This is a genomic window from Peptoniphilus raoultii (assembly GCF_900099555.1).
In the GTDB taxonomy this organism is placed as follows: domain Bacteria; phylum Bacillota; class Clostridia; order Tissierellales; family Peptoniphilaceae; genus Peptoniphilus_A; species Peptoniphilus_A raoultii.
Genome location: NZ_FMWM01000002.1, coordinates 927198 through 947548 on the forward strand (window position 1 = coordinate 927198; position 20351 = coordinate 947548).

The 20351-nt window shown below is 31.2% G+C and carries 21 protein-coding genes and 1 tRNA gene; 20 read left to right on the forward strand and 2 right to left on the reverse strand.

Annotated features, from left to right (window positions below):
* Positions 1-33: 33 nt before the first annotated feature.
* Together BQ4446_RS04455 and rpsD are read right to left on the reverse strand one after the other, a co-directional pair.
* Positions 34-297 carry a putative signal transducing protein gene (locus BQ4446_RS04455; protein WP_071026988.1) on the reverse strand — a complete coding sequence of 88 codons (264 nt, stop codon included), beginning with the start codon at positions 295-297 and terminating at the stop codon, positions 34-36.
* A gap of 48 nt (positions 298-345) precedes the next feature.
* Positions 346-942 carry a 30S ribosomal protein S4 gene (gene rpsD, locus BQ4446_RS04460; RefSeq protein WP_071026990.1) on the reverse strand — a complete coding sequence of 199 codons (597 nt, stop codon included), beginning with the start codon at positions 940-942 and terminating at the stop codon, positions 346-348.
* A gap of 210 nt (positions 943-1152) precedes the next feature.
* On the opposite strand from rpsD, the gene BQ4446_RS04465 reads away from it, so the two are divergent.
* The 20 genes from BQ4446_RS04465 to dprA all read left to right on the forward strand — a co-directional run bounded on the left by BQ4446_RS04465 (position 1153) and on the right by dprA (position 20327).
* Positions 1153-2097 (forward strand): DNA adenine methylase, encoded by a 945-nt coding sequence (locus BQ4446_RS04465; protein WP_071026992.1) that lies wholly within the window; start codon positions 1153-1155, stop codon positions 2095-2097.
* 11 nt (positions 2098-2108) lie between these two features.
* Entirely contained in the window at positions 2109-2969 is an 861-nt protein-coding gene (locus BQ4446_RS04470) for a type II restriction endonuclease (RefSeq protein ID WP_071026994.1), read from the forward strand.
* A 7-nt stretch (positions 2970-2976) separates the two neighbouring features.
* Positions 2977-3720 carry a TRM11 family SAM-dependent methyltransferase gene (locus BQ4446_RS04475; protein ID WP_071026996.1) on the forward strand — a complete coding sequence of 248 codons (744 nt, stop codon included), beginning with the start codon at positions 2977-2979 and terminating at the stop codon, positions 3718-3720.
* Between the two features lie 215 nt (positions 3721-3935).
* Entirely contained in the window at positions 3936-4880 is a 945-nt protein-coding gene (locus tag BQ4446_RS04480) for a metal ABC transporter solute-binding protein, Zn/Mn family (protein ID WP_071026998.1), read from the forward strand.
* Positions 4873-5532, forward strand: a complete 660-nt coding sequence (locus tag BQ4446_RS04485; protein WP_071027000.1) for a metal ABC transporter ATP-binding protein — start codon at positions 4873-4875, stop codon at positions 5530-5532. The genes BQ4446_RS04480 and BQ4446_RS04485 overlap by 8 nt, the downstream gene beginning before the upstream one ends.
* Entirely contained in the window at positions 5525-6319 is a 795-nt protein-coding gene (locus tag BQ4446_RS04490; protein WP_071027002.1) for a metal ABC transporter permease, read from the forward strand. Before BQ4446_RS04485 ends, BQ4446_RS04490 begins: the two co-directional genes overlap by 8 nt.
* Positions 6320-6329: 10 nt before the next feature.
* Entirely contained in the window at positions 6330-8615 is a 2286-nt protein-coding gene (locus tag BQ4446_RS04495; protein WP_071027003.1) for a hypothetical protein, read from the forward strand.
* A gap of 154 nt (positions 8616-8769) precedes the next feature.
* On the forward strand, positions 8770-9507 hold the full coding sequence (locus BQ4446_RS04500; protein ID WP_071027005.1) for a YebC/PmpR family DNA-binding transcriptional regulator: 738 nt from the start codon (positions 8770-8772) through the stop codon (positions 9505-9507).
* Entirely contained in the window at positions 9507-10079 is a 573-nt protein-coding gene (locus BQ4446_RS04505) for a flavodoxin family protein (protein ID WP_071027007.1), read from the forward strand. The genes BQ4446_RS04500 and BQ4446_RS04505 overlap by 1 nt, the downstream gene beginning before the upstream one ends.
* Before the next feature lie 10 nt (positions 10080-10089).
* A complete protein-coding gene (deoC, locus tag BQ4446_RS04510) occupies positions 10090-10746 on the forward strand; it encodes a deoxyribose-phosphate aldolase (protein WP_071027008.1) in 657 nt (218 codons plus the stop codon).
* The gene (lgt, locus tag BQ4446_RS04515) at positions 10743-11486 is read left to right on the forward strand and encodes a prolipoprotein diacylglyceryl transferase (RefSeq protein ID WP_071027010.1); all 744 of its coding nucleotides are present in this window, start codon (positions 10743-10745) and stop codon (positions 11484-11486) included. The genes deoC and lgt overlap by 4 nt, the downstream gene beginning before the upstream one ends.
* A gap of 36 nt (positions 11487-11522) precedes the next feature.
* A tRNA-Pro gene (locus BQ4446_RS04520) sits at positions 11523-11599 on the forward strand.
* Between the two features lie 43 nt (positions 11600-11642).
* On the forward strand, positions 11643-12287 hold the full coding sequence (locus BQ4446_RS04525; RefSeq protein ID WP_071027012.1) for an epoxyqueuosine reductase QueH: 645 nt from the start codon (positions 11643-11645) through the stop codon (positions 12285-12287).
* Positions 12260-13450 (forward strand): CapA family protein, encoded by a 1191-nt coding sequence (locus BQ4446_RS04530; RefSeq protein ID WP_071027014.1) that lies wholly within the window; start codon positions 12260-12262, stop codon positions 13448-13450. The genes BQ4446_RS04525 and BQ4446_RS04530 overlap by 28 nt, the downstream gene beginning before the upstream one ends.
* Positions 13443-14132: a tRNA1(Val) (adenine(37)-N6)-methyltransferase gene (locus BQ4446_RS04535; protein WP_071027016.1), complete on the forward strand. Its 690-nt coding sequence runs from the start codon at positions 13443-13445 to the stop codon at positions 14130-14132. Before BQ4446_RS04530 ends, BQ4446_RS04535 begins: the two co-directional genes overlap by 8 nt.
* Positions 14129-14935: a 16S rRNA (cytidine(1402)-2'-O)-methyltransferase gene (gene rsmI / locus BQ4446_RS04540; protein ID WP_071027017.1), complete on the forward strand. Its 807-nt coding sequence runs from the start codon at positions 14129-14131 to the stop codon at positions 14933-14935. Before BQ4446_RS04535 ends, rsmI begins: the two co-directional genes overlap by 4 nt.
* A complete protein-coding gene (locus BQ4446_RS04545) occupies positions 14928-15872 on the forward strand; it encodes a DNA double-strand break repair nuclease NurA (protein WP_071027019.1) in 945 nt (314 codons plus the stop codon). Before rsmI ends, BQ4446_RS04545 begins: the two co-directional genes overlap by 8 nt.
* Positions 15873-15880: 8 nt before the next feature.
* On the forward strand, positions 15881-17725 hold the full coding sequence (locus tag BQ4446_RS04550; RefSeq protein ID WP_071027021.1) for an ATP-binding protein: 1845 nt from the start codon (positions 15881-15883) through the stop codon (positions 17723-17725).
* On the forward strand, positions 17725-19245 hold the full coding sequence (locus tag BQ4446_RS04555) for a YifB family Mg chelatase-like AAA ATPase (RefSeq protein ID WP_071027023.1): 1521 nt from the start codon (positions 17725-17727) through the stop codon (positions 19243-19245). Before BQ4446_RS04550 ends, BQ4446_RS04555 begins: the two co-directional genes overlap by 1 nt.
* Positions 19245-20327: a DNA-processing protein DprA gene (gene dprA, locus BQ4446_RS04560; protein ID WP_071027025.1), complete on the forward strand. Its 1083-nt coding sequence runs from the start codon at positions 19245-19247 to the stop codon at positions 20325-20327. The genes BQ4446_RS04555 and dprA overlap by 1 nt, the downstream gene beginning before the upstream one ends.
* The last annotated feature ends 24 nt before the right edge of the window (positions 20328-20351 follow it).

Below are 20351 nucleotides of genomic sequence, written 5' to 3' on the forward strand. Positions count from 1 at the left end.
CATAAGTGCTTGGGTGGAATTCTTTTATTCACTCTATTCATCTTGCTCATCAAAAAATAAATTCTCTGAATCATAGTCTTCAGTAAAATATACTAATAATTCTATTGCCTTATCAAAATCTTCTTCTCTAACATAAATTGATTTTTCATAATTCGAAAATCCTGTCAAAAGTCTTAAATAAATCTCTTCATCATCATAGAGATAGGGAATTTCATTGTCTTCTAAAATTTCACAAATTTCGGCAAAACGCAATTCATTTGTAATTGAAACTAATTTTTTGTAATTTAATTCATCCATAAAATCACCTTTAAGATAGTAAAAAAAGACTCTCAAGGAGTCTTTTAATTACATATTTTTAGAATAATATTCAACGATTAATTGATCTTCAATTTCTATTGGAATATCTTCTCTATTAGGTAGGCTAACTAGTTTTCCTTTAAAATCTTCTTCCTTAGTAAGATATGGATAAGATACAGGGAAAGCTGTATTATAATTTTCTTTAAAAAGGTCTACCTTTTTGCCCTTACGAGAAAGAGCAATTTCGTCTCCTGCTTCACATCTGTAAGATGGAATATCAACTTTTTGTCCATTAACAAGAATGTGACCGTGAGTAACCATTTGTCTAGCTTGTCTTATTGAAGAAGCAAAGCCTAGTCTATAGCAAAGATTATCAAGTCTTCTTTCAAGGAAAGAAATAAGATTTGGACCTGTCTGTCCTTGGACTCTTTGAGCTTCTTTAAAAAGATTAACAAATTGTTTTTCAAGAAGTCCGTAGTAAGCTCTAAGTCTTTGTTTTTCCAATAATTGCTTACCATATTCAGTTAATTTCTTATCACTTCTTGCACTACCTCTTTCGGCTCTTTTCATAGCCTTGGGGTGGCCACAAACATTTAATCCCAATCTTCTTGATTGTTTGAATTTGGGATCCATCATTTTTGCCATATTTTATCAAACTCCTATATATATTGCCGCGATAATTAGAAGCCGACTGTATTATACTAAAAGTTCGGGAAAATGTAAAGGTCTAAGGTCAATTTTTTTTGTTTTTTTCCTGTACGTTTTTAGTTATGGTGAAAGTTTTTTATTATGTAAACATATGTTATAATTTTTATATACCTATTTAGAAATATGCTTATGAAGTAGAGGTGAATTATGGAAAAATTATCATTAAATTCTTATAATGAACAGAATTCTTTTTTAAAAAATAACAATATTACAGTAAGTCCTTTTATTAAATGGGCTGGTGGTAAAAGAGCATTAATTCCTGCAATTTCTAGATTTTATCCTTTTGAATCTTTAAAAATTGATACTTATATAGAGCCTTTTGTTGGAAGTGGGGCTATATTATTTGATATTCTAAATAAATTTACCTTAAAAAATATTATAATTAATGATATTAATGCACAACTTATAAGCACTTATAAATTTATTCAATTAAATCCCAGTATTTTAATTAAAAAATTGAGAGAATTAAAAAAATATTTCTTTGATTTAAGCCAAACAAAAAGATCGGACTTTTATTATGAAATAAGGAATATTTATAATAAAAATATTGAGAATAATGATTTTAAAACAGCAGATATGGCTGCAAGTTTTATTTTTTTAAATAAAACTTGCTATAATGGGCTGTATAGAGTTAATAAAAAAGGACTTTTTAATGTTCCTTATGGCTCTTATAAAAATCCCTCAATATTTGATGAAGACAATATATATAATATATCTAAGTTGCTTAAGAATGTAGTTATTTTAAATGGAGTCTACAATAACACATTAGAGTTCATTGATGAAAATACTTTTGTTTATCTAGATCCGCCTTACAGACCCCTAAGTTCTTCATCAAGTTTTACATCTTATGCTAAAGGTGATTTTAATGATTATGATCAAATAGAATTAAGTAATTTTATAAAGATGATAGATAATAGAAGGGCAAAATTTATCTTAAGCAATTCCGATCCTAAAAATACTGACATAAATGATAATTTTTTTGATGATCTATATACAGATTTTAAGATTTATAGAATTTCAGCAAAAAGGTCTATTAATAGTGATTCAAGTAAAAGGGGTTTTGTAAACGAGTTATTAATTACAAATATTTAAGGAGGATATATATGAATAGGAATTTTAAAGAGTGGTTTTCAACTTTTTCACCAAGCATTTCAGATTATAGCTATTATACTGACTTTGAAAAGATATTGAAAAATGTAGATTCGATTAAAGTTGAATTGAATATTTTAAATTCTTTGATAGGTTCAAATAATATTAGTCATGATTTTATTGATTTAGTGAAAAAATATCCGGATACTCTTAAATGCATACCAATTTTATTAGCTGTTAGGTCTAATGAAATATTTATTAAAGATAAAGATAAGGAATTGATTTATAATTTTAATAAACCGAATATGAATTTTTCTGATTATGGAATTTTTATGGAAAAGACGGGTCTTTTTTCTTTAATGGAAAAATCAAAAATTAAAGATTTAGTGGATTATGTTACAGGAGTAGAAACTGGACTAGATTCGAATTCTAGGAAAAATAGAGGCGGTCATATTATGGAGAATCTTGTAGAATCCCACATAAGTAAATATTGTCAAGAACATGGTTTTGAATATTTTAAAGAGATGAGGAGTCGAGATGTTGAACTTAAATGGAATATTGACTTGGGAGATATTTCTAATAATGATAAAGTAATTAAAAGGTTTGATTTTGTAATTAAAACAAATACTTGTGCCTATTTAATTGAAGCAAATTTCTATAGTTCGCAAGGCTCTAAGCTTAATGAGACTGCAAGAAGCTATAAGAATATCGCAATTGAAATGAAAAATGTAGAAGGGGCTGAATTTATATGGTTTACTGATGGTTATGGTTGGAAAAGTGCGAGAAATAATCTTGAAGAAACTTTTGATAATATGAAACATATATATAATATCAAAGATTTAAATAGTGGAATTTTAGACGAGATAATTGTATAGGTGACTTATGAATAAAAAAATAAAATCTTTTGAACCTGAAAATTTTGAGCTTGAGTTAAATACAGTTTGGGGGTTTCCTGATAGGGGTAGTTGGGCCACACATGATGCTAAGTATAGAGGGAATTGGTCGCCGTATATTCCTCGAAATTTGATATTAAGATATACTAAAGAGCAAGACCTAATTCTTGACCAGTTTATTGGTGGAGGGACAACACTTGTTGAAGCAAAGTTACTTAATAGAAATATTATAGGGATTGATATAAATCAAAATTCTTTAGATATTTGTAAAGAAAAAATTGATTTTGAATATAAAAGCAATTCAAATATTTCTTTAAAAAATGCAGATGCTAGGGATTTATCTTTTTTAAAAAATGAAAGTATCGATTTTATTTGTACTCATCCCCCTTATGCTAATATAATAAGATATAGTGAAGATATAGAAGGTGATTTATCACATCTTGAAATAAAAGATTTTTTGATAGAAATGAAAAAAGTTTCAGAAGAATCTTATAGGGTTTTAAAAAAGGGTAAGTTCTGCACAATTCTTATTGGTGATACTAGGAAAAATGGAAATGTAATTCCTCTCGGGTTTGAGACCATGAAGGTCTTTCAAGATGCAGGATTTAAACTAAAGGAAATAATTTTAAAAGAACAGCATAATTGTCGAGCAACTGGATTTTGGAAAACAAGAAGTATAAAATATAATTTTCTACTTCTTGCTCATGAGTATTTGTTCGTTTTTAGAAAATAATTTAAATAATAAGCTTGAACTTTGGAGATTTTATCTTCAAAGTTTTTTTATTGATATTTTTCTAAAGGAAAATTTAATTTTAATAATCAAAAATGAAAGTATATAAAAATTTAGTAAAAGAGAATGATTTGCATTGACTTTTATTTTTTATGGATTTATAATACTGAAAGTAAATGCAAATCATTAACAATAAATATGTTTTAAATGGAGGATATATGAAAAGAAAAATTTTTTTACTAGGGCTTTTATTTTTAATTTTTTTAAGTGCTTGTACAAATAAAAATGGAGGTCAATTAAATAATGCTTCTAATAAGGAATTGGCATTAAGTCAAAATTCGGAGAAAAAAATTATTTACACCACTTTTTTTCCTGTCTATGATCTGACAAAAAGAATTGTGGGGGACAAAATGGAAATTAAAAGTATTATTAAGGGCAGCCAGGAGCCCCACGATTTTGAATTACAAACTAAGGATATGGTTGAAATTTCTAAGGGCGATTTAATTATTTATAATGGAGCTAATATGGAGGCCTTTATTCCAAGTCTCATGGATGCGGCAGGTGATGATTCAAAATTTTTAGATTTATCACAAAACTTAAGGATTTTGGCAAAAAAAGATGAAATTTCTGAAGATACAAAAAAAGTAAATCCTCACACTTGGCTTAGCATAAAAAACACCATGGTGGAATTAAAGGAGATTTATGAAAAAGTTTTAGAAATAGATCCAGAAAATCAAAGTTTTTATAAGGAAAATCTCCAAAAGGCTCTTGCAGATTTTCAAGTTCTTGACCAAAAGTTTGAAGATGAACTTTCAAAAGTTCATGGGGAAAAATATTTTGTTGTTTCTCACGCAGCCTTTAATTATTTGGCAAAGGATTATGGCTTAAAACAAGTTGCCGTAACTGGAATTTCTCCAGAGGAAGAGCCATCAGCTAAGCAGCTAAAAACAATTGCAGATTTTGTAAAAAGTCATGAGATTGGAACAATTTTCTTTGAGGGAAAGGCAACACCTAAAGTTGCAGAAACTCTTGCCAAGGAAACAAATACAAAGACGGCAACTCTTTATACAATGGAAAATTTAACAGAGGAAGAAATGGAAAGGGGATATTTAAAATTAATGGAAGAAAATTTAGAGGCACTGGTGAAATCTTTTAATGAATAAGATTTTAGAAGTCAAAAATTTGTCCTTTGCTTATGATCATAAGTTAATTTTAGATGATATAAATTTTTCCCTAAAGAAGGGAGAATTTAATGGCTTAATTGGAAAAAATGGTGTTGGAAAATCAACTCTATTAAATTTAATTTTAGGAAATTTAAAAAATTATAGGGGGCAAATTTTTTTATTTGCTGATGATATAAAAATTACTAACCACCACAAAGACCTTGCCTATATTTCTCAAAATAAAAGTTCATCCTACAAAAATTTTCCAACAAGTGTGGAAGAAGCTTTAAAAATTCATCTTTCCTATTTAAAAAAGAAAGATTCAATAGAAAAATATCTTGAAATGGTAGGGCTTCTAAAGGAAAGGAAAAAGGCTTTGAAAGAACTTTCTGGAGGTCAGCTTCAAAGGCTTTCCCTTGCTCTTGCTCTAATTAAGGATGCAAAATTGTTTTTATTAGATGAGCCAACGGCAAGCACCGATGATGAGTTTTCAAGAGAATTTTTTTCTCTTTTAAAAAATTTTACAAGAGATGGCAAGACCATTTTACTTGTCAGCCATGATTTGCAAAAGGCTCGGGACTTTGCCCATCAGCTTTTGAAACTTGAAGGGGGAAAGTTAAAAATTTTCAGGAGGGAGGAAGAAGATGCTTGAAATTTTGTCCTATGATTTTATGCAAAGGGCCTTTATTGTGGGGACTCTTCTAGGGATAATTCTTCCTTGCCTTGGAATGACAATTTTATTAAAAAGACTTTCTATGATGGGCGACAGTCTTTCTCACGCTTCTCTTGCAGGAGTAACTATTGGAATTTTTGCAGGCATAAATCCCCTAATCGGTTCTATTTTCATCTGTATTTTTGCCGGGCTTTTTGTGGAATTTATTAGAAATAAATTAAAAGCCTATGAAGAGATTTCCACTCTTGTAATTTTATCGGCCTCTGTTGGACTTGCGGGAATTTTTTCAAGTCTTAGTGGTAATGCGACAAATATTTCTTCCTTTCTTTTTGGTTCAATTGTAACAATTACAAAGGGAGAATTTTATGGAGTTTTAATAATTTCAGTCCTTTTGTTAGCTGTTTACTCCCTTATATATAAGGATTTATATTTATCAGTTTTTGACAGGGAAGGTGCAAAATTAATGGGCATAAAAACAGGTCTTATAGATTTTATTTTTACAATCTTAAGTGCCCTTGCTATTTCCCTTGCTGCCAAAACTATTGGGTCTTTAATTGTGTCATCACTTTTAATTATTCCATCTATAACGGCAATGGCACTTACAAAAACTTATAAGGGAGCTTTAATTTTGTCAATTGGTCTTTGTCTTTTATATATGTACTTGGGTCTTTTAATTTCTTATAATTTTAATTTAAAGCCAGGATCAGTTATAGTTTTAATAGGAGTAGTTAGTTTAATATTTACATTAATGTTTAATAAAAAATAAGGAGAAAAAAATGAATAAGCAGTTTTTAAATAGTAAAATTTTGCCCCTAGCCCTACTTTTAAGTCTTAGTCTTAATTTAGGTGCTTGCCAAAGGGAGTTTGGTAAAAGTCCAGATACAAAAATCGAAAATCTGTCAGAAGAAAATCAAAAATATATCGATGATGACACAACAGAAGTTCTTTTAGATGACAGCGATATAAATAAGGATGATATTGTAAAAGTAATTGAACATGGGGACCATTGGCACGTTTTTACAAAGGATGGCAAGGAACATATAACTTACACAGATCCAAATTCTATGGGTGGAAAAATGGAAATGGTAAGTGTAGTTTCTCTTGACCAGCTTAAAAATTTAGATGTTTCAGAAATTAAAGTTCATGGCAATCACTGGCATGTCTTCACAAGTGATGGAGAAGAATATTTGACCTACGAAAATCCTAAAGATATGTTTCCAAATATAAAAATTGGAAAATATGAGGGTCATGACAAAGTCCTTGCCAATAAAAAAACTAGTAAAAAATTTTTGCCTGGACCTACAAAAGAAAATAATTCTGATGAAGTAGTAAAAATTTTAAAGCATGGAGATCATTACCATGTTTATACAGCATCTGGAGAAGAATTTATAACTTATGAAAATCCAAGCAAGGCCTATCCAAATATAAAAATAGGAACTTATACTGGTAGCCATGGAAGTAATGGAAGCAAAAATAATTTAAAACTTACTAAGGTAAATAATGAAAATAATTTAAATAAGGGAATTGAATTTATAAGTGCTGTTGGATTAAATGATTTAAAAAATCTAAATGTAGAAAAGATTTTAAAACATGAAGATCATTATCATGTTTACACAAAAGACGGAAAAGAACTTATAACCTATGAAGACCCAAGCAGTTTATTTCCAAATATAAAAATAGGGACATATATTGGAAGTCATGGTTCTAATAATAGCAAGTCTTTAAATGGTTTTAATAATTTAGCCTTTAATAATAGCCCTCTTAATCAAAATAATTTATTAAGTAATTTAGGACAAAATTTTAATCAAAGGTCAAATAATCCCAATGAAGTAGTTAAAATATTAAAGCATGGCGACCATTATCACGTTTATACAGCAAGTGGAAAAGAATTTATAACCTATGAAGACCCAAGCTCAATGTACCCAAATGCACAGCGTGGAATTTATCAAGGAAGCCATGGACCCTTAAATGGATTAAATAATAATAACAACTTTAACAATAATTGGAACAATAATAATTGGAATGAAAATTTAAGACCTTCCTACCCCAATTATCCTGATTTTGGAAATAATAATGAAAATTCATTTTTTATAAGGACAATTAATAAAAGTGAATTGCAAAATATAAGCATAAAGAAAATAAAAAAACATGGGGATCATTTTCATATTTACGATTATAATAACAAAGAATATATAACTTACGAATATCTTGGAGAAATTGGAGGAGTTTATAATTCTGTAGTTATAGAAGAGTATCAAGGCAGTCATGGGAAAAATAATAATGAAAACACTGACAATAAGTGGCCAAAGGGCATTACAAAAATAATAGACCATGGAGATCATTGGCATTTATATATTGGGGATAGGGAAGTTGGAATTGTTAGAGAAAATCCAAAAAAACATTATCCAAATGCTGAGTATATTGTAGAAAAGGGCGAAGATCATTCTAATATTAATGTAGATAAGGAAGAAATTTTTCCAATTGATGATGTAAGTCCAAGGCTTGTAAGTAGTGTTATACCATATTTAGGCAATTTAAGAGCTATGACAAATTATGGGAATTTAAATACTACCCTACCAGTTTTTGGATCAGACGGGCAAACATCAAATATATTTTACTGGCTACATGGAAACCACTACCATGCAATTTCTGTTAAACAAATAATTAAAAATCAAAAGGCAGGGGACTATGGCGATAATTCTGCCAGAGATGTTGTAGCAACTTTAAAATATTTAATAGATAATAAAAAAACAGGAAATCAAGAAAATGAAGAAGAGGAAGACTATAAATTTTCAGTATCAATGGAAGAGGTAATAACTTATCTTAAAAATTATTATGGCCCAGATGCAAAGGTTGAAAATGATTTTGGATTACGTATTTTAGTTACTAATAATAAAAATGACATGATATCATTTAATCAAGCAGATTTTGACAAAAAGGGTGGTTTAATTATTTATAAAAAAGGAGAACTACCAAAATTTCCTGAAACAGTAGAAGAAGCTGATGGAAAAGAAATAAATAATAATTATAAGTTAGATGAAAATATAGAATTAGAAAATTAAAATATTCAAAAAAGTGAGCAGGGAAAAAGCCTTGCTCTTTTAAAATTCCTAAGTTTTTAAAAATCAAGAAAATAATTTAAAAGGCAAGATTTTACAAAGTCCCATTTTATAGTTTATAATAAGGAAAGGAAATTATTTTAGAAAAGGTGATTAAATGAGCGGACATTCCAAATGGAATAATATAAAAAATAAAAAGGGCAAGGAAGATGCCAGAAAGGGAAAGATTTTTACAAAACTTGCCAGATATATAACTGTTGCAGCTAGGGAAGGTGGAGCGGATCCAGATTATAATCCTCAGTTAAAGGTCGCAATTGATAAGGCAAAGGCTGAAAATCTTCCAAATGACAATATTGAAAGAGCAATAAAAAAAGGCTCAGGCGAAGATTCAGCTACAAATTATGAAACTATAACTTACGAAGGATATGGACCAGGAGGAATTGCAGTTATGGTTAAGTGTTTAACTGACAATAGAAATAGAACTGCACCAGACATTCGCCACTTCTTTGATAAAAATGGCGGGAATTTAGGCACTCCCGGCTGCGTTTCCTTTATGTTTTCTGAAAAGGGAATTATTGGTGTTGTGAAAAAAGATGGTCTTGATGCTGATGAATTTATGCTTAGCGTTTTAGATTTAGGAGCAGAAGATGTCATTGATAGGGGAGAAGCTTTTGAAATTGTAACTGATCCTTCTGACTACCATAAAGTTAGAAAGGCCCTAGAAGACGATAACTTTGAATTTGTGGAAAGTGATATTACTTTTGTGCCTGCAAATTATTCAAAATTAACAGATGCAGAAGATATTAAAAAAATGGATAAATTAATTGATACCCTTGAAGATTATGATGACGTCCAAGATGTTTACCATAATTGGGATCAAGATGATGAAGATTAATGACTAAAAAAATACTTGCCTTTATGGCCAGTGAAAGAAGGTTTAGAAATACAGAAAAATTTTTGGATATTTTTTTGAAGGAGAAATTTAAGGACTATGACCTAAAAAAAATTATATTAAAGGACCTTGATTTTTCTCCCTGCATTTCTTGCTATGGATGTGCAAAAGTTCCAAGATGCGTCTTAAATGATGATGTGACAAATATTTATCCATTAATTGACAATTCTGACCTAGTTATTTTTGCCTCTCCCATTTATTTTAATTCTATGCCGGGAAAGGCAAAATCTTTTGTCGACAGGATGCAGGTCTATTGGTCTAGGAAATTTTTGCAGGGAGAAAAAATCCCGAAAAATAAAGAGGGAATCGGTCTTTTAGTTGGAGGAGCTCCCTTTACTGACGATCAGTTTTTGGGCCTTGAACTTGTGTTAAAGCACTTTTATATGGCCATAGGCACAGAATCTTATGTTTTTTACGAAGTAACAGAAACGGATAAAAATGAAATTTCTGAAAGTGCAAATTTTATTAATTTTATTAATAGGGATAATGAAAATATTTTAATTTACAAAAATTAAGGGAGGGCTTATGGAATTAAATAAATATATTGACCACACTCTTTTAAAAGCAGAAGCAACTTACGAGCAAATAAAAAAATTATGTGACGAAGCAAAAAAATATGACTTTAAATCCTGCTGCGTAAATCCATGCCAAGTAAAACTTGCTAAGGAAGAATTAAAGGACAGTGATGTTTTAGTCTGTACAGTTATTGGATTTCCTCTTGGGGCAACTACAAAAGAAGTAAAAGTTTTTGAAACAGAAGATGCCATAAAAAATGGTGCAGATGAAATTGATATGGTTATTAATATTGGAACCTTAAAGGCAGGGGACTATGCTAAAGTTGAAGAGGAAATAAAAGCCTTGGCAGATCTTTGCCACAATAATGGAAAGATTTTAAAGACAATTATAGAATGTTGCCTACTGGATAAAGACGAAATTGTGAAGGTATGCGAGCTTGCAAAAAATGCTGGAGCAGATTTTGTAAAAACTTCAACGGGCTTTTCTAGTGGCGGAGCAAAAAAAGAAGATGTTGCCCTAATGAGAAAAACTGTTGGAAATGAAATGGGCGTTAAGGCATCTGGAGGCATTAGAGATTTAAAAAGCGCAAGAGAAATGATTGAAAACGGAGCAACAAGACTTGGATGCTCAGCAGGAGTTCAAATAATGGAGGAAGCTAAAAATTGAATATAAATCCTGTGGCCTTTAGACTTTTTGGTCTTGAAATTAGGTGGTATGGAATTTTAATTGCCATTGGAGCTTTTTTAGCCCTAATGGTTTGCGAAAATATGGGAAAAAAATATAAATATAAGGATGGACTGTATGAAGGCTTTGCCAGCGATATGGGAATTTTCGCCATAATTTTTGGAGTTCTCGGTGCAAGAGCCTATTATGTTTTATTTCAGCTAGACTATTATTTGGCAAATCCTTCTGAAATTTTAGCAATTCGGAACGGTGGCCTTGCAATTTATGGGGGAATTATTGCTGGTCTTATAACAATTCATATATTTTCAAAAATAAAAAAGATAAATTTTATAACCCTTCTTGATACGGCATCTCCGGGAGTTGCACTTGCTCAAGGAATTGGCAGATGGGGAAATTTTGCAAATTCTGAAGCCCATGGTGGTCCGACAAATCTTCCTTGGGGAATTTATGTTGATGGAATTAAAGTTCACCCAACATTTTTATATGAATCAATTTTAGACCTAGGAATTTTTATCTTTCTATATTTTATCTTAAGCAAAAGGCAAAAATTCACAGGTCAGCTAACGGCATTTTATTTAATCTTATATGGCATTGGCAGATTTTTTATTGAAGGAATGAGAACCGACTCACTATATTTTGGTCCCTTTAGAATTTCGCAAATTGTGAGCCTGATTTTTATACTTTCTGGCCTTATAATTTACGCTAAAAGAAAAAGAAATTGATTTTAATATGATTATGTGCTATAATTTTGCCATTAACGGGATGTAGCGCAGCCCGGTAGCGCACATGTATGGGGTGCATGGGGTCGAAGGTTCAAATCCTTTCATCCCGACCAAAGGACTAGTTCTACACTAGTCCATTTTTTTATGGGAGTTTTTATGAATAAAATTAATTATAATTTGGAAATGGAAAAAATTTTAAAAAATATTGATTTAAATAACAAACCCACTTTATTATTACATTCATGTTGCGGGCCATGTTCATCAGCTGTTATTGAAAGAGTAGCACCATTTTTTAAATTACAAATTCTCTATTACAATCCAAATATTGACACTTATGAAGAATATATGAAAAGAGCCAAGGAACAAATTAAATTAATTGGAAAACTTGGCCTTGAAGATGAAGTCAAGGTCCAAATTATTGACTATGAAAAGGACGAATTTTTAAAGGCTGTTAAGGGATATGAAGATAAGGGTGAAGGATCTGAAAGATGCGTTTCTTGTTTTAATTTAAGACTGACAAAAACTGCTATGCTTGCAAAAGAGGGAAATTTTGACTATTTTACTACGACTTTAAGTGTTTCTCCCTACAAGGATTCGCAGATTTTAAATAAGCTAGGTGGATATTTGGGGGAAATTTATGGAGTTGATTATTTATATTCAGATTTTAAAAAGAGAAATGGCTATCAAAGATCAATAGAACTTTCAAATAAATTTAATATGTATAGGCAATGCTATTGTGGATGTGAATTTTCAGAAAGAGAAAGGGAAGAAAAATGCCAAGAAGAGTTTGGAAGACTTTAGGAATTTTCCTTGTCCTTCTTTTTCTTTGTTCATGTACTTTTGACTCCCTTAGGACAAGTGATAAAAATCTAGGGCATGAACTTAAAAAGGGAAGTCTAAAAGAAGAGGAAATAAAAAAAGAAGAAGTTCAAAAATTTGAGATAAATATTCTTGCTATGGGAGATATGATTTTTCATAGGCCCTTAAACGCTGCGGCAAAAATAGAAGATTCCTATGATTATACCCCCTTTTTTGCATATATAAAAGATGACATAGAGGGTGCGGATTTTGCCCTTGCAAATTTTGAAGGCTCTATTAATTCAGAAAGGCCAATGGGGAAATTTCCTCTTTTTAATTTTCCTAAAGAAAGTCCTCAGTCCTTAAAAAATGTTGGTTTTGATTTACTTTCAACTTCAAATAACCATTGCCTTGACACAGGAGTAGAGGGGATTAAGGAAACTATAAGGACTATAAATGCCTGCGGCTTAAAAAGTGTTGGAACTTATTTAAATGATAAAAGGGTAGACAAAATTATAGAAGTAAATGGAATAAAAATTGGTTTTTTGGCCTACACTGACCTTTTAAATGGTATGGATTCTTTAATTAGTGGCCAAGAATTTTTAGTTGACACCTTTAAGAGGGACTTTGAAGGAGATATTAAAAAGTTAAGGGAGAGGACAGATTTTGTAATTGTCATGCCCCATTGGGGAAATGAATACCAATACATAGGAAACCAAAGGCAAAGAGAATTAAAGGATAAAATTTTTGGGGCTGGAGCAGATATTATTCTGGGTTCCCATCCTCATGTTGTCCAAAATTATGAAGATTATTATATAAATGGTGAGAGAAAATTTGTAATATATTCCATGGGTAACGCCCTTTCAAACCAAAGAGAGGAAATCATTGGGAAGAAAGCAGTGGACACAGGTCTTATTGTAAAGATAAAAATTTCAAAATCATCAGGAGATGAAAGAGCAAAGCTAGAAAGTTTTGAACTTATTCCCAGTCTTGTGAGAAAAGAAAGAATATATGAAAAAGACACTTATAGGATTTACAAGTTAAAAGATCTTTTGGAAGGTGGAAAATTTTTTGAAAGCCTTGATGATAATACAAAAAATCTTGCTAGGGATAGATATGAATTTGTAGAAAAGACAATAAACTATAAAGAGGCGGCAAATGAATAGAGATTATGTGCCAGGAACTGAATATATTTTAATGCAGGAGGGCGGACTTTTTAAGGCCACAAGCGATAGCTTAATTTTAACATCTTTTGTTAAAAGTGGAGATAGGCTTTTAGATTTAGGTTGCGGCAATGGAATTTTGTCCCTCCGTTTAATTAACAGGTGGAAGGAAATTTATGGAGTTGATATTAATAATAAGGTCCTAAATCTTTTTCGTGAATCCTTAAAGGTAAATAATTTAGAAGATAGGATAAAAATTTTTAATGAAGATATTTTAAATTTAAGGGAAATTTTTGAGCCAAGGTTTTTTGATGCCATTGTCTTTAATCCACCATATTTTAATTTTATTGAACCAAAAGGCAGCATTGAAAGGGCAAGACATTCTCAAAATTTACAAAAATTTATAGAAATCATCTCCTATTTAATAAAAGATAGGGGAGATGTGACCATAATTTTTCCAACAAATCGCATGGCAGAAATTATCTATTATTTTACGGAAACGGGGCTAAAGATTAAGGATATAATTGCCATAAAACCAAGAGACACAAAACCAGCCAGACACTTTATTTTAAGGGCAAGACGAGAAGCGAATTTCGGGAATTTTTATAGGGAATTTATTGTGCATAAGGGTTTGGGCCTTTCAGAAGAAATGGAAAGGGCCATAAAAAATGAGGTGCTTTTATGATTTATTTTTGCCCAACACCAATTGGAAATTTGGAAGACATAACCTTAAGAACTTTAAGGGTTTTAAGGGAAAGTGACATAATTTTTGCAGAGGACACAAGGGTAACACTTAAACTTTTAAATCACTATGATATAAAAAAGAAATTATATTCTTATCAAAAATTTAATGAATCAGAAGTTTCAGAAGATATTATAAAATATAATGAAGATGGCCTTAATATTTGCCTAGTAACAGATGCAGGGATGCCAGGAATTAGCGACCCGGGAGAGGTCCTTGTAAAAAAATTAATAGAAGAAAATATTGACTTTAGAGTTCTCCCTGGTCCAAATGCAGCCTTAACTGCCCTTGTTGGGTCAGGTCTTAATACTGAAAATTTTTATTTTAAGGGCTTTACATCTCCCAAATCATCTGCCAGAAAAAAAGAACTGGAAGCAATTAAAGACCTAAAGGCTACAATAATTTTTTATGAAGCTCCCCACAGGGTTTTAGACTTTTTAAGAGACCTTTTAGAAATTTTTGGTGATAGGGAAATTTCAATTTCAAGGGAACTTACAAAAATCTATGAAGAAACCATTAGGGGAAAGATTTCAGAAATTTTGCAAGGAAATCTTAAAGTTAAGGGAGAATTTGTCATTATATGCCACGGAAAAGAAGATGAGGAAATTAAGCTTGACATAGAAGACCTTTTAAGGGAAAAAATTCTAAAGGGAATAAGTAAATCTCAAGCGGTTAAAGAGATTGTCAAAGAATATAATTTAAGCAAGAACTATATTTATAAGGAGAGTTTAAAATTAGATGTTTAACATATATGACCTTGAAGGAAAATTAAGGGAAGTAAATGGAAATTTAAGAAATAAATATTCTAAATATTTTAAGGTCGATAAAAAAGATTTTAAAAAATCCTTGGAAGAGAAGGTTGGAAAAATTTTAAAAATTCAAAAGTTAAGCAAGGAAGACTTGGAAAAAATTGATGACTTAGTTGGAGTTGATGGGTCATCAAATAGGTGCGGCGGAGCTTTTCCTCATTATATAGAAATTTTTCAAGGCCTTGCCAAATCCACAAAATATGAAGAAAAATATTTAAGCGAAGTTTATACGCCAACCTTAAATAGAAGTTATGAGGAAGAGGAGAAGGGCCAGCAAATTCTTGCAACAATTGAAATAGACACAGCCATAGAATATATAAAAAATAAAAGACCCGACATTTTAATGATGGATGGAGGATTTATAAGATATAAAATAAATTGTCAAGATAGGTTTACAGACCTGAGGAATCTTTGCCAAGAAAAAAATATTTTGCTTTTTGGAGTTATTAAGGATATAAAAACTCAGGTAATTTCAGGAGCCTTAAATTTTAAGGACTATGTCTATGATAGGGAGCTATTATTTAACACTTTTGAAGTGGGAGAGGCCCTACTAATAAATAATGAAGTCAATAAAAAATATATAGAAAAGGGATTGGGAGAGGGATTTTCTTCTGCTTTTTTAAGGTCGTCATCATTTCCCAGCTGCATAGGAATTGATATTTTAGATATACAGGAAAAATATTTGCCCTTTGTTCTGTCCCTTGTCTACACTTTAACTCCCTTTAATTCAAGAGGAGTTCCCCTTTGGCTCGACATTGTGGACAAGGATGTAAAAATTACTGACCAAATAATTAGGGCCAGTCTTGAAACTTATTTAGATAGAGATATTTATGAAAGATTTTTTATTTCTGAAAGAGATAAAAGAAGCTTGTAGGAGGAAATATGAAAGTTTTAGGAATAACTACAAATCAGGAAGTTTTTATAGGTTCAAAGGAAAGGAATTTTAGATCTAATGAATTTTTAGTGGTTGAAGATCCTGCTTCAGGCCCCTTGATTGGAGAAGTTGTTGAAGCCAAAACATTTAACCGATTTATCCCCCTTGATATGGGAGGAGATTTTGTTGATGCGGGAGTTTTAACATCATTAAAATCTATGGGCTATGATATAAATGAAGAAACTGTCTACGTCTGCAAGCTAAGATTTTATGAAGAAGTTTTATATCCTCCAATTACTGGCTGTGATGTTAGGATACCCACCTTTAAAGAAGTTGAAGGTCTTTTAATTAACAATAGGGTTTCAACATCTATGATTTTTGGAGTAATAAAAAATACTGATGACTTAACAAAGGATATGGACGAAGAATATAAAAATCTTTGCTATACCTTTGAAAGGGGAGAATATTTAAAACAAAACGACCTTCCCTATCTTTTTAATTATAGGTCTATGCACCAATATCCTCACATAGGAATTTTTGGAGGGTCAGGTTCAGGAAAATCTTTTGGTCTAAGAGTTATGCTTGAAGAAATTATGAAAAAAGAAATTCCAACTATTGTTCTTGATCCCCACTTTGAAATGGACTTTTCGGAAAATTCAAAAATTTCAGATGTAGATTATAAGGATAAATTTAAATGTCTGCAAATTGGCATAGATATTGGCATAAGATTTGAAGACCTTTCAAAAAAAGACCTAAAAAATCTTTTGAATTCTGCTTCACTTCTAACAGATTCTATGAATAATGTAATCGACGTAATTTTAAAAACAGGTGCATCTTACGATTCTTTTAGAAATAAACTGGAAATGCTTTTGGAAGCAGAAGAATTTGGTTCAAAGGATAAAATTCAGGAAGAAATAAATGAATCCTTTGAAGATCCCCAAAGACAGGAAAGATTAGGAATGGTAAAAGAGATTTACGAAAAATATGGCAAAACTGTAAACTCTATGTCTGTTAGGGGAGTTTTGTGGAGATTAAATTCTCTCCATAGTGAAGGAATTTTTTCCCACGACTCGTCATGCATAATTGACCTACTTTTAAGGGGAAAGCTTGTTGTTTTACAGGGGTCAACAAGACTTATCAATGTTTTTTCAACCTATCTTCTCTCAAAATTATATTATTTGAGAAAAAATTATAGGGATGAAGTCTATAGAAATAATGTAGGTGCAGAATTTTTCCCTCCCTTTATAATAGTTACAGATGAAGCTCACAATTTTGCTCCTAAGGGTTATGAAACACCTTCAAAATCAATTTTAAGAGAAATTTCTCAAGAGGGAAGAAAATATGGCGTGTTTTTAATTTTAGCAAGTCAAAGGCCAACTCTTCTTGATGAAACAATTACGGCTCAGCTTAATACAAAGATGATTTTTAGAACTGTTAGGGCATCTGATATTGATACCATAAAAGAGGAAACGGACCTAAGAATTGAAGAAACAAAAAGGCTTCCATATTTAAAGACAGGAGATGTTTTTATTTCTTCTTCTGAAAGAGGCCGAACATCTTATGTGAGAATGAGGGCAGCAAACACAGTTAGTCCTCATACTTTAAATCCCTTTGATGAACTTGAAGATAATATTTCTTCAAAACTTGATGAATTTTTAGAAGACATAAGAGATTCCCTTCCTCTTGGGACAACTGACCTATTAAATACAATAAAGGAAATTAATCTTCAAAAGTCAAAATCCTATTCTTATGATGAATTTCTAGGAAATTTAGAAGAACTATGTAAAAAGGGAAAAATCCAAAAAAGTGATGATTTTTTAGGCCAGTCCTATAGATTGTTGGAGGAAGAATAATGTATTCAAATATAAAAACTTGTTCACTTTTCGGCTTAAATGGATATGTGGTAGATGTGGAAACAGATATGGTAAGAGGTATGCCAAAAATTACTTTAGTGGGCCTTCCAGATCTTGCCATAAAAGAATCACTTGAAAGAGTAAAGTCTGCTATAAATAATTCAGGTTATGAATTTCCCAAAAAGCGAATAACAATAAACTTGGCACCAGCAAATTTAAAAAAAGACGGATCTCAAATTGATCTTGCCATTGCAGTTGGAATTTTAACGGCAGGTGGCTCAATAGAAAAATCTCCTGATGACTATGTAATTTTAGGGGAGCTTGCCCTTGATGGAAAAATTTATCCTGTTCAGGGAGTTTTGCCAATGGTTATTTCCATGAGAGAAAAGGGATTTTCAAAATTTATTTTACCCTATGACAATAGAAAGGAAGCTGCTATTGTAAGTGATGTGGAAATTTATCCAGTTAAAAAATTAGAAGAAGTTGCAGAATTTCTTTTGGGAAATATTTCTCTTCCAAGAGCCCTTGGAGATTTTTTTGAAAGTGATGTTAAATATGACATGGATTTTTCAGACCTTAAGGGGCAAGATAATTTAAAGAGAATTTTAACAATAGCTGCAGCTTCTAAAGGCAACTGTCTATTTATTGGAAGTCCTGGTTCTGGAAAGACAATGGCGGCTAAAAGATTTCCAACCATTTTGCCCCAGATTGACTTTGAAGAGGCCATAGAAGTTACAAAAATTTATTCAGTTGCAGGACTTTTAAAAGAAAATTCATTGGTAACAACACCTCCTTTCAGAAGTCCCCATCACACAGCATCAGCAGTTGCTTTAATTGGTGGAGGATCCTATCCAAGGCCTGGTGAAATTTCCCTTGCCCATAAAGGAGTCTTATTTTTAGATGAGCTACCTGAATTTTCAAAAAATGTTTTAGAAGTTTTAAGACAGCCTATGGAAGCCAAAGTTATAAATATAGCAAGAGCTAATGGAACGGTAACTTATCCCAGTGACTTTCAATTGATTGTCGCAATGAATCCTTGCCCCTGTGGCTATTATGGATCAAAAAAACATGAATGTACCTGCTCGCCCTACCAAATTCAAAGGTATCTTTCAAAAATCTCCCATCCTCTTTTAGATAGAATTGACCTTCATTTGGAAGTTAGTGAAGTGGATTATAAGGAAATTTCTTCAAATACTCCTTCAAAATCATCTAGTGAAATGAGAAGGGAAGTAGAATACGCAAGGGATGTCCAAAAGGAAAGGTTTGTTGATAAGCCCTTTAATTTTAATGCTGAAATTCCTGACAAGGAACTTTCAAAATACTGCAAATTAGATGAAGCTTCTAAAAAAATTCTTGAGCTTTCCTATAAAAAATACAGGATGAGCGCAAGAACTTATAATAAGCTTTTAAAAATTGCAAGGACAATTGCAGACCTTGGCCATTCAAGTGAAATTAAGGAAGATCATATTTTGGAAGCCATCCAATATAGGACTGTAGATTCAAAATTTTGGGGGAACTAATGGATAGAAATACTTTAATATTTTTAAATGCCATAGGCCTATCTTCAAAAAATTCTCTTAGTATTTTTAATTATTGTATTGAAAATTCTATGGAACTTTCTGATTTTATAAATTTAGAGGAAGATTTTTTTAAGGGCTTTATGAGGAAAGAACCTATAAATAAAATAAAAAACAAAATTTCCTCCTATGACGAAATATTGGCATCAGTTTATCAAAGGGCAGATAAGCTAGAAGTTAAAATCACTTCTATTTTAGATGAAGATTTTCCTGATTCTTTAAGATATATTGATGATATGCCTTCCCTTTTATATATGAGAGGAAGACCTCTTAAAGAAGGGAATTATATTTCAATAGTAGGCTCAAGAAAGCACACATCTTACGCCAATTACATAATTAATAAATTTGTAGATGAAATGGCTCCCTATGATTTTATAATAGTTTCAGGCATGGCCTATGGGACTGATGCCCTATCCCACAAAAGGGCCCTTGAAAATAAGTTGTCTACTGTTGCAGTTTTGGGTAATGGTATTGATATAATATATCCAAAGTCCAATAATAATTTATATTTTGAAATTTTAAAAGAGGGTACAATAATTTCAGAATATCCCTTTGGTATGCTTGCAACAAAGTATACTTTTCCCCACAGAAATCGAATAATTTCTGGCCTTTCCCAGGCAACAATAATTGCAGAGGCTATGGAGAGAAGTGGGTCTTTAATTACAGCAAGGTTAGCGGCAGAACAGGGTAGAGAAGTTTTGGCAGTGCCAGGAAATATAAATTCTCTTTATTCTAAGGGAACAAATAAATTAATATCAGATGGAGCAAGACCCTTAATTGATATTAGAGATATCTTAGATATTTATCCTGACATTCAAAGGGCAAAGGAAAAAAAGACGGAAGAGATTTCCCTAAGTGAAGACGAGGAAAAAGTTCTTGACTTTCTAAAGGCGGGAGTAAGTGATGTAAATGAAATTTGCATAAAGAGTGATTTTGATGTATTTTATATTAATACGATACTTACAAAACTTGAACTTAAATCAGTCATAGAAAAAATTTCAAGGTCTGAATTTAGGATTTTATAAATAGATTTTTTAAAGGAGTTGTTA

Coding starts and splice junctions, on each gene's coding strand:
- BQ4446_RS04455 (WP_071026988.1), bottom strand. CDS start 297: ATGGATGAATTAAATTACAAAAAATTAGTTTCAATTACAAATGAATTG.
- rpsD (WP_071026990.1), bottom strand. CDS start 942: ATGGCAAAAATGATGGATCCCAAATTCAAACAATCAAGAAGATTGGGA.
- BQ4446_RS04465 (WP_071026992.1), top strand. CDS start 1,153: ATGGAAAAATTATCATTAAATTCTTATAATGAACAGAATTCTTTTTTA.
- BQ4446_RS04470 (WP_071026994.1), top strand. CDS start 2,109: ATGAATAGGAATTTTAAAGAGTGGTTTTCAACTTTTTCACCAAGCATT.
- BQ4446_RS04475 (WP_071026996.1), top strand. CDS start 2,977: ATGAATAAAAAAATAAAATCTTTTGAACCTGAAAATTTTGAGCTTGAG.
- BQ4446_RS04480 (WP_071026998.1), top strand. CDS start 3,936: ATGAAAAGAAAAATTTTTTTACTAGGGCTTTTATTTTTAATTTTTTTA.
- BQ4446_RS04485 (WP_071027000.1), top strand. CDS start 4,873: ATGAATAAGATTTTAGAAGTCAAAAATTTGTCCTTTGCTTATGATCAT.
- BQ4446_RS04490 (WP_071027002.1), top strand. CDS start 5,525: ATGCTTGAAATTTTGTCCTATGATTTTATGCAAAGGGCCTTTATTGTG.
- BQ4446_RS04495 (WP_071027003.1), top strand. CDS start 6,330: ATGAATAAGCAGTTTTTAAATAGTAAAATTTTGCCCCTAGCCCTACTT.
- BQ4446_RS04500 (WP_071027005.1), top strand. CDS start 8,770: ATGAGCGGACATTCCAAATGGAATAATATAAAAAATAAAAAGGGCAAG.
- BQ4446_RS04505 (WP_071027007.1), top strand. CDS start 9,507: ATGACTAAAAAAATACTTGCCTTTATGGCCAGTGAAAGAAGGTTTAGA.
- deoC (WP_071027008.1), top strand. CDS start 10,090: ATGGAATTAAATAAATATATTGACCACACTCTTTTAAAAGCAGAAGCA.
- BQ4446_RS04525 (WP_071027012.1), top strand. CDS start 11,643: ATGAATAAAATTAATTATAATTTGGAAATGGAAAAAATTTTAAAAAAT.
- BQ4446_RS04530 (WP_071027014.1), top strand. CDS start 12,260: ATGCCAAGAAGAGTTTGGAAGACTTTAGGAATTTTCCTTGTCCTTCTT.
- BQ4446_RS04535 (WP_071027016.1), top strand. CDS start 13,443: ATGAATAGAGATTATGTGCCAGGAACTGAATATATTTTAATGCAGGAG.
- rsmI (WP_071027017.1), top strand. CDS start 14,129: ATGATTTATTTTTGCCCAACACCAATTGGAAATTTGGAAGACATAACC.
- BQ4446_RS04545 (WP_071027019.1), top strand. CDS start 14,928: ATGTTTAACATATATGACCTTGAAGGAAAATTAAGGGAAGTAAATGGA.
- BQ4446_RS04550 (WP_071027021.1), top strand. CDS start 15,881: ATGAAAGTTTTAGGAATAACTACAAATCAGGAAGTTTTTATAGGTTCA.
- BQ4446_RS04555 (WP_071027023.1), top strand. CDS start 17,725: ATGTATTCAAATATAAAAACTTGTTCACTTTTCGGCTTAAATGGATAT.
- dprA (WP_071027025.1), top strand. CDS start 19,245: ATGGATAGAAATACTTTAATATTTTTAAATGCCATAGGCCTATCTTCA.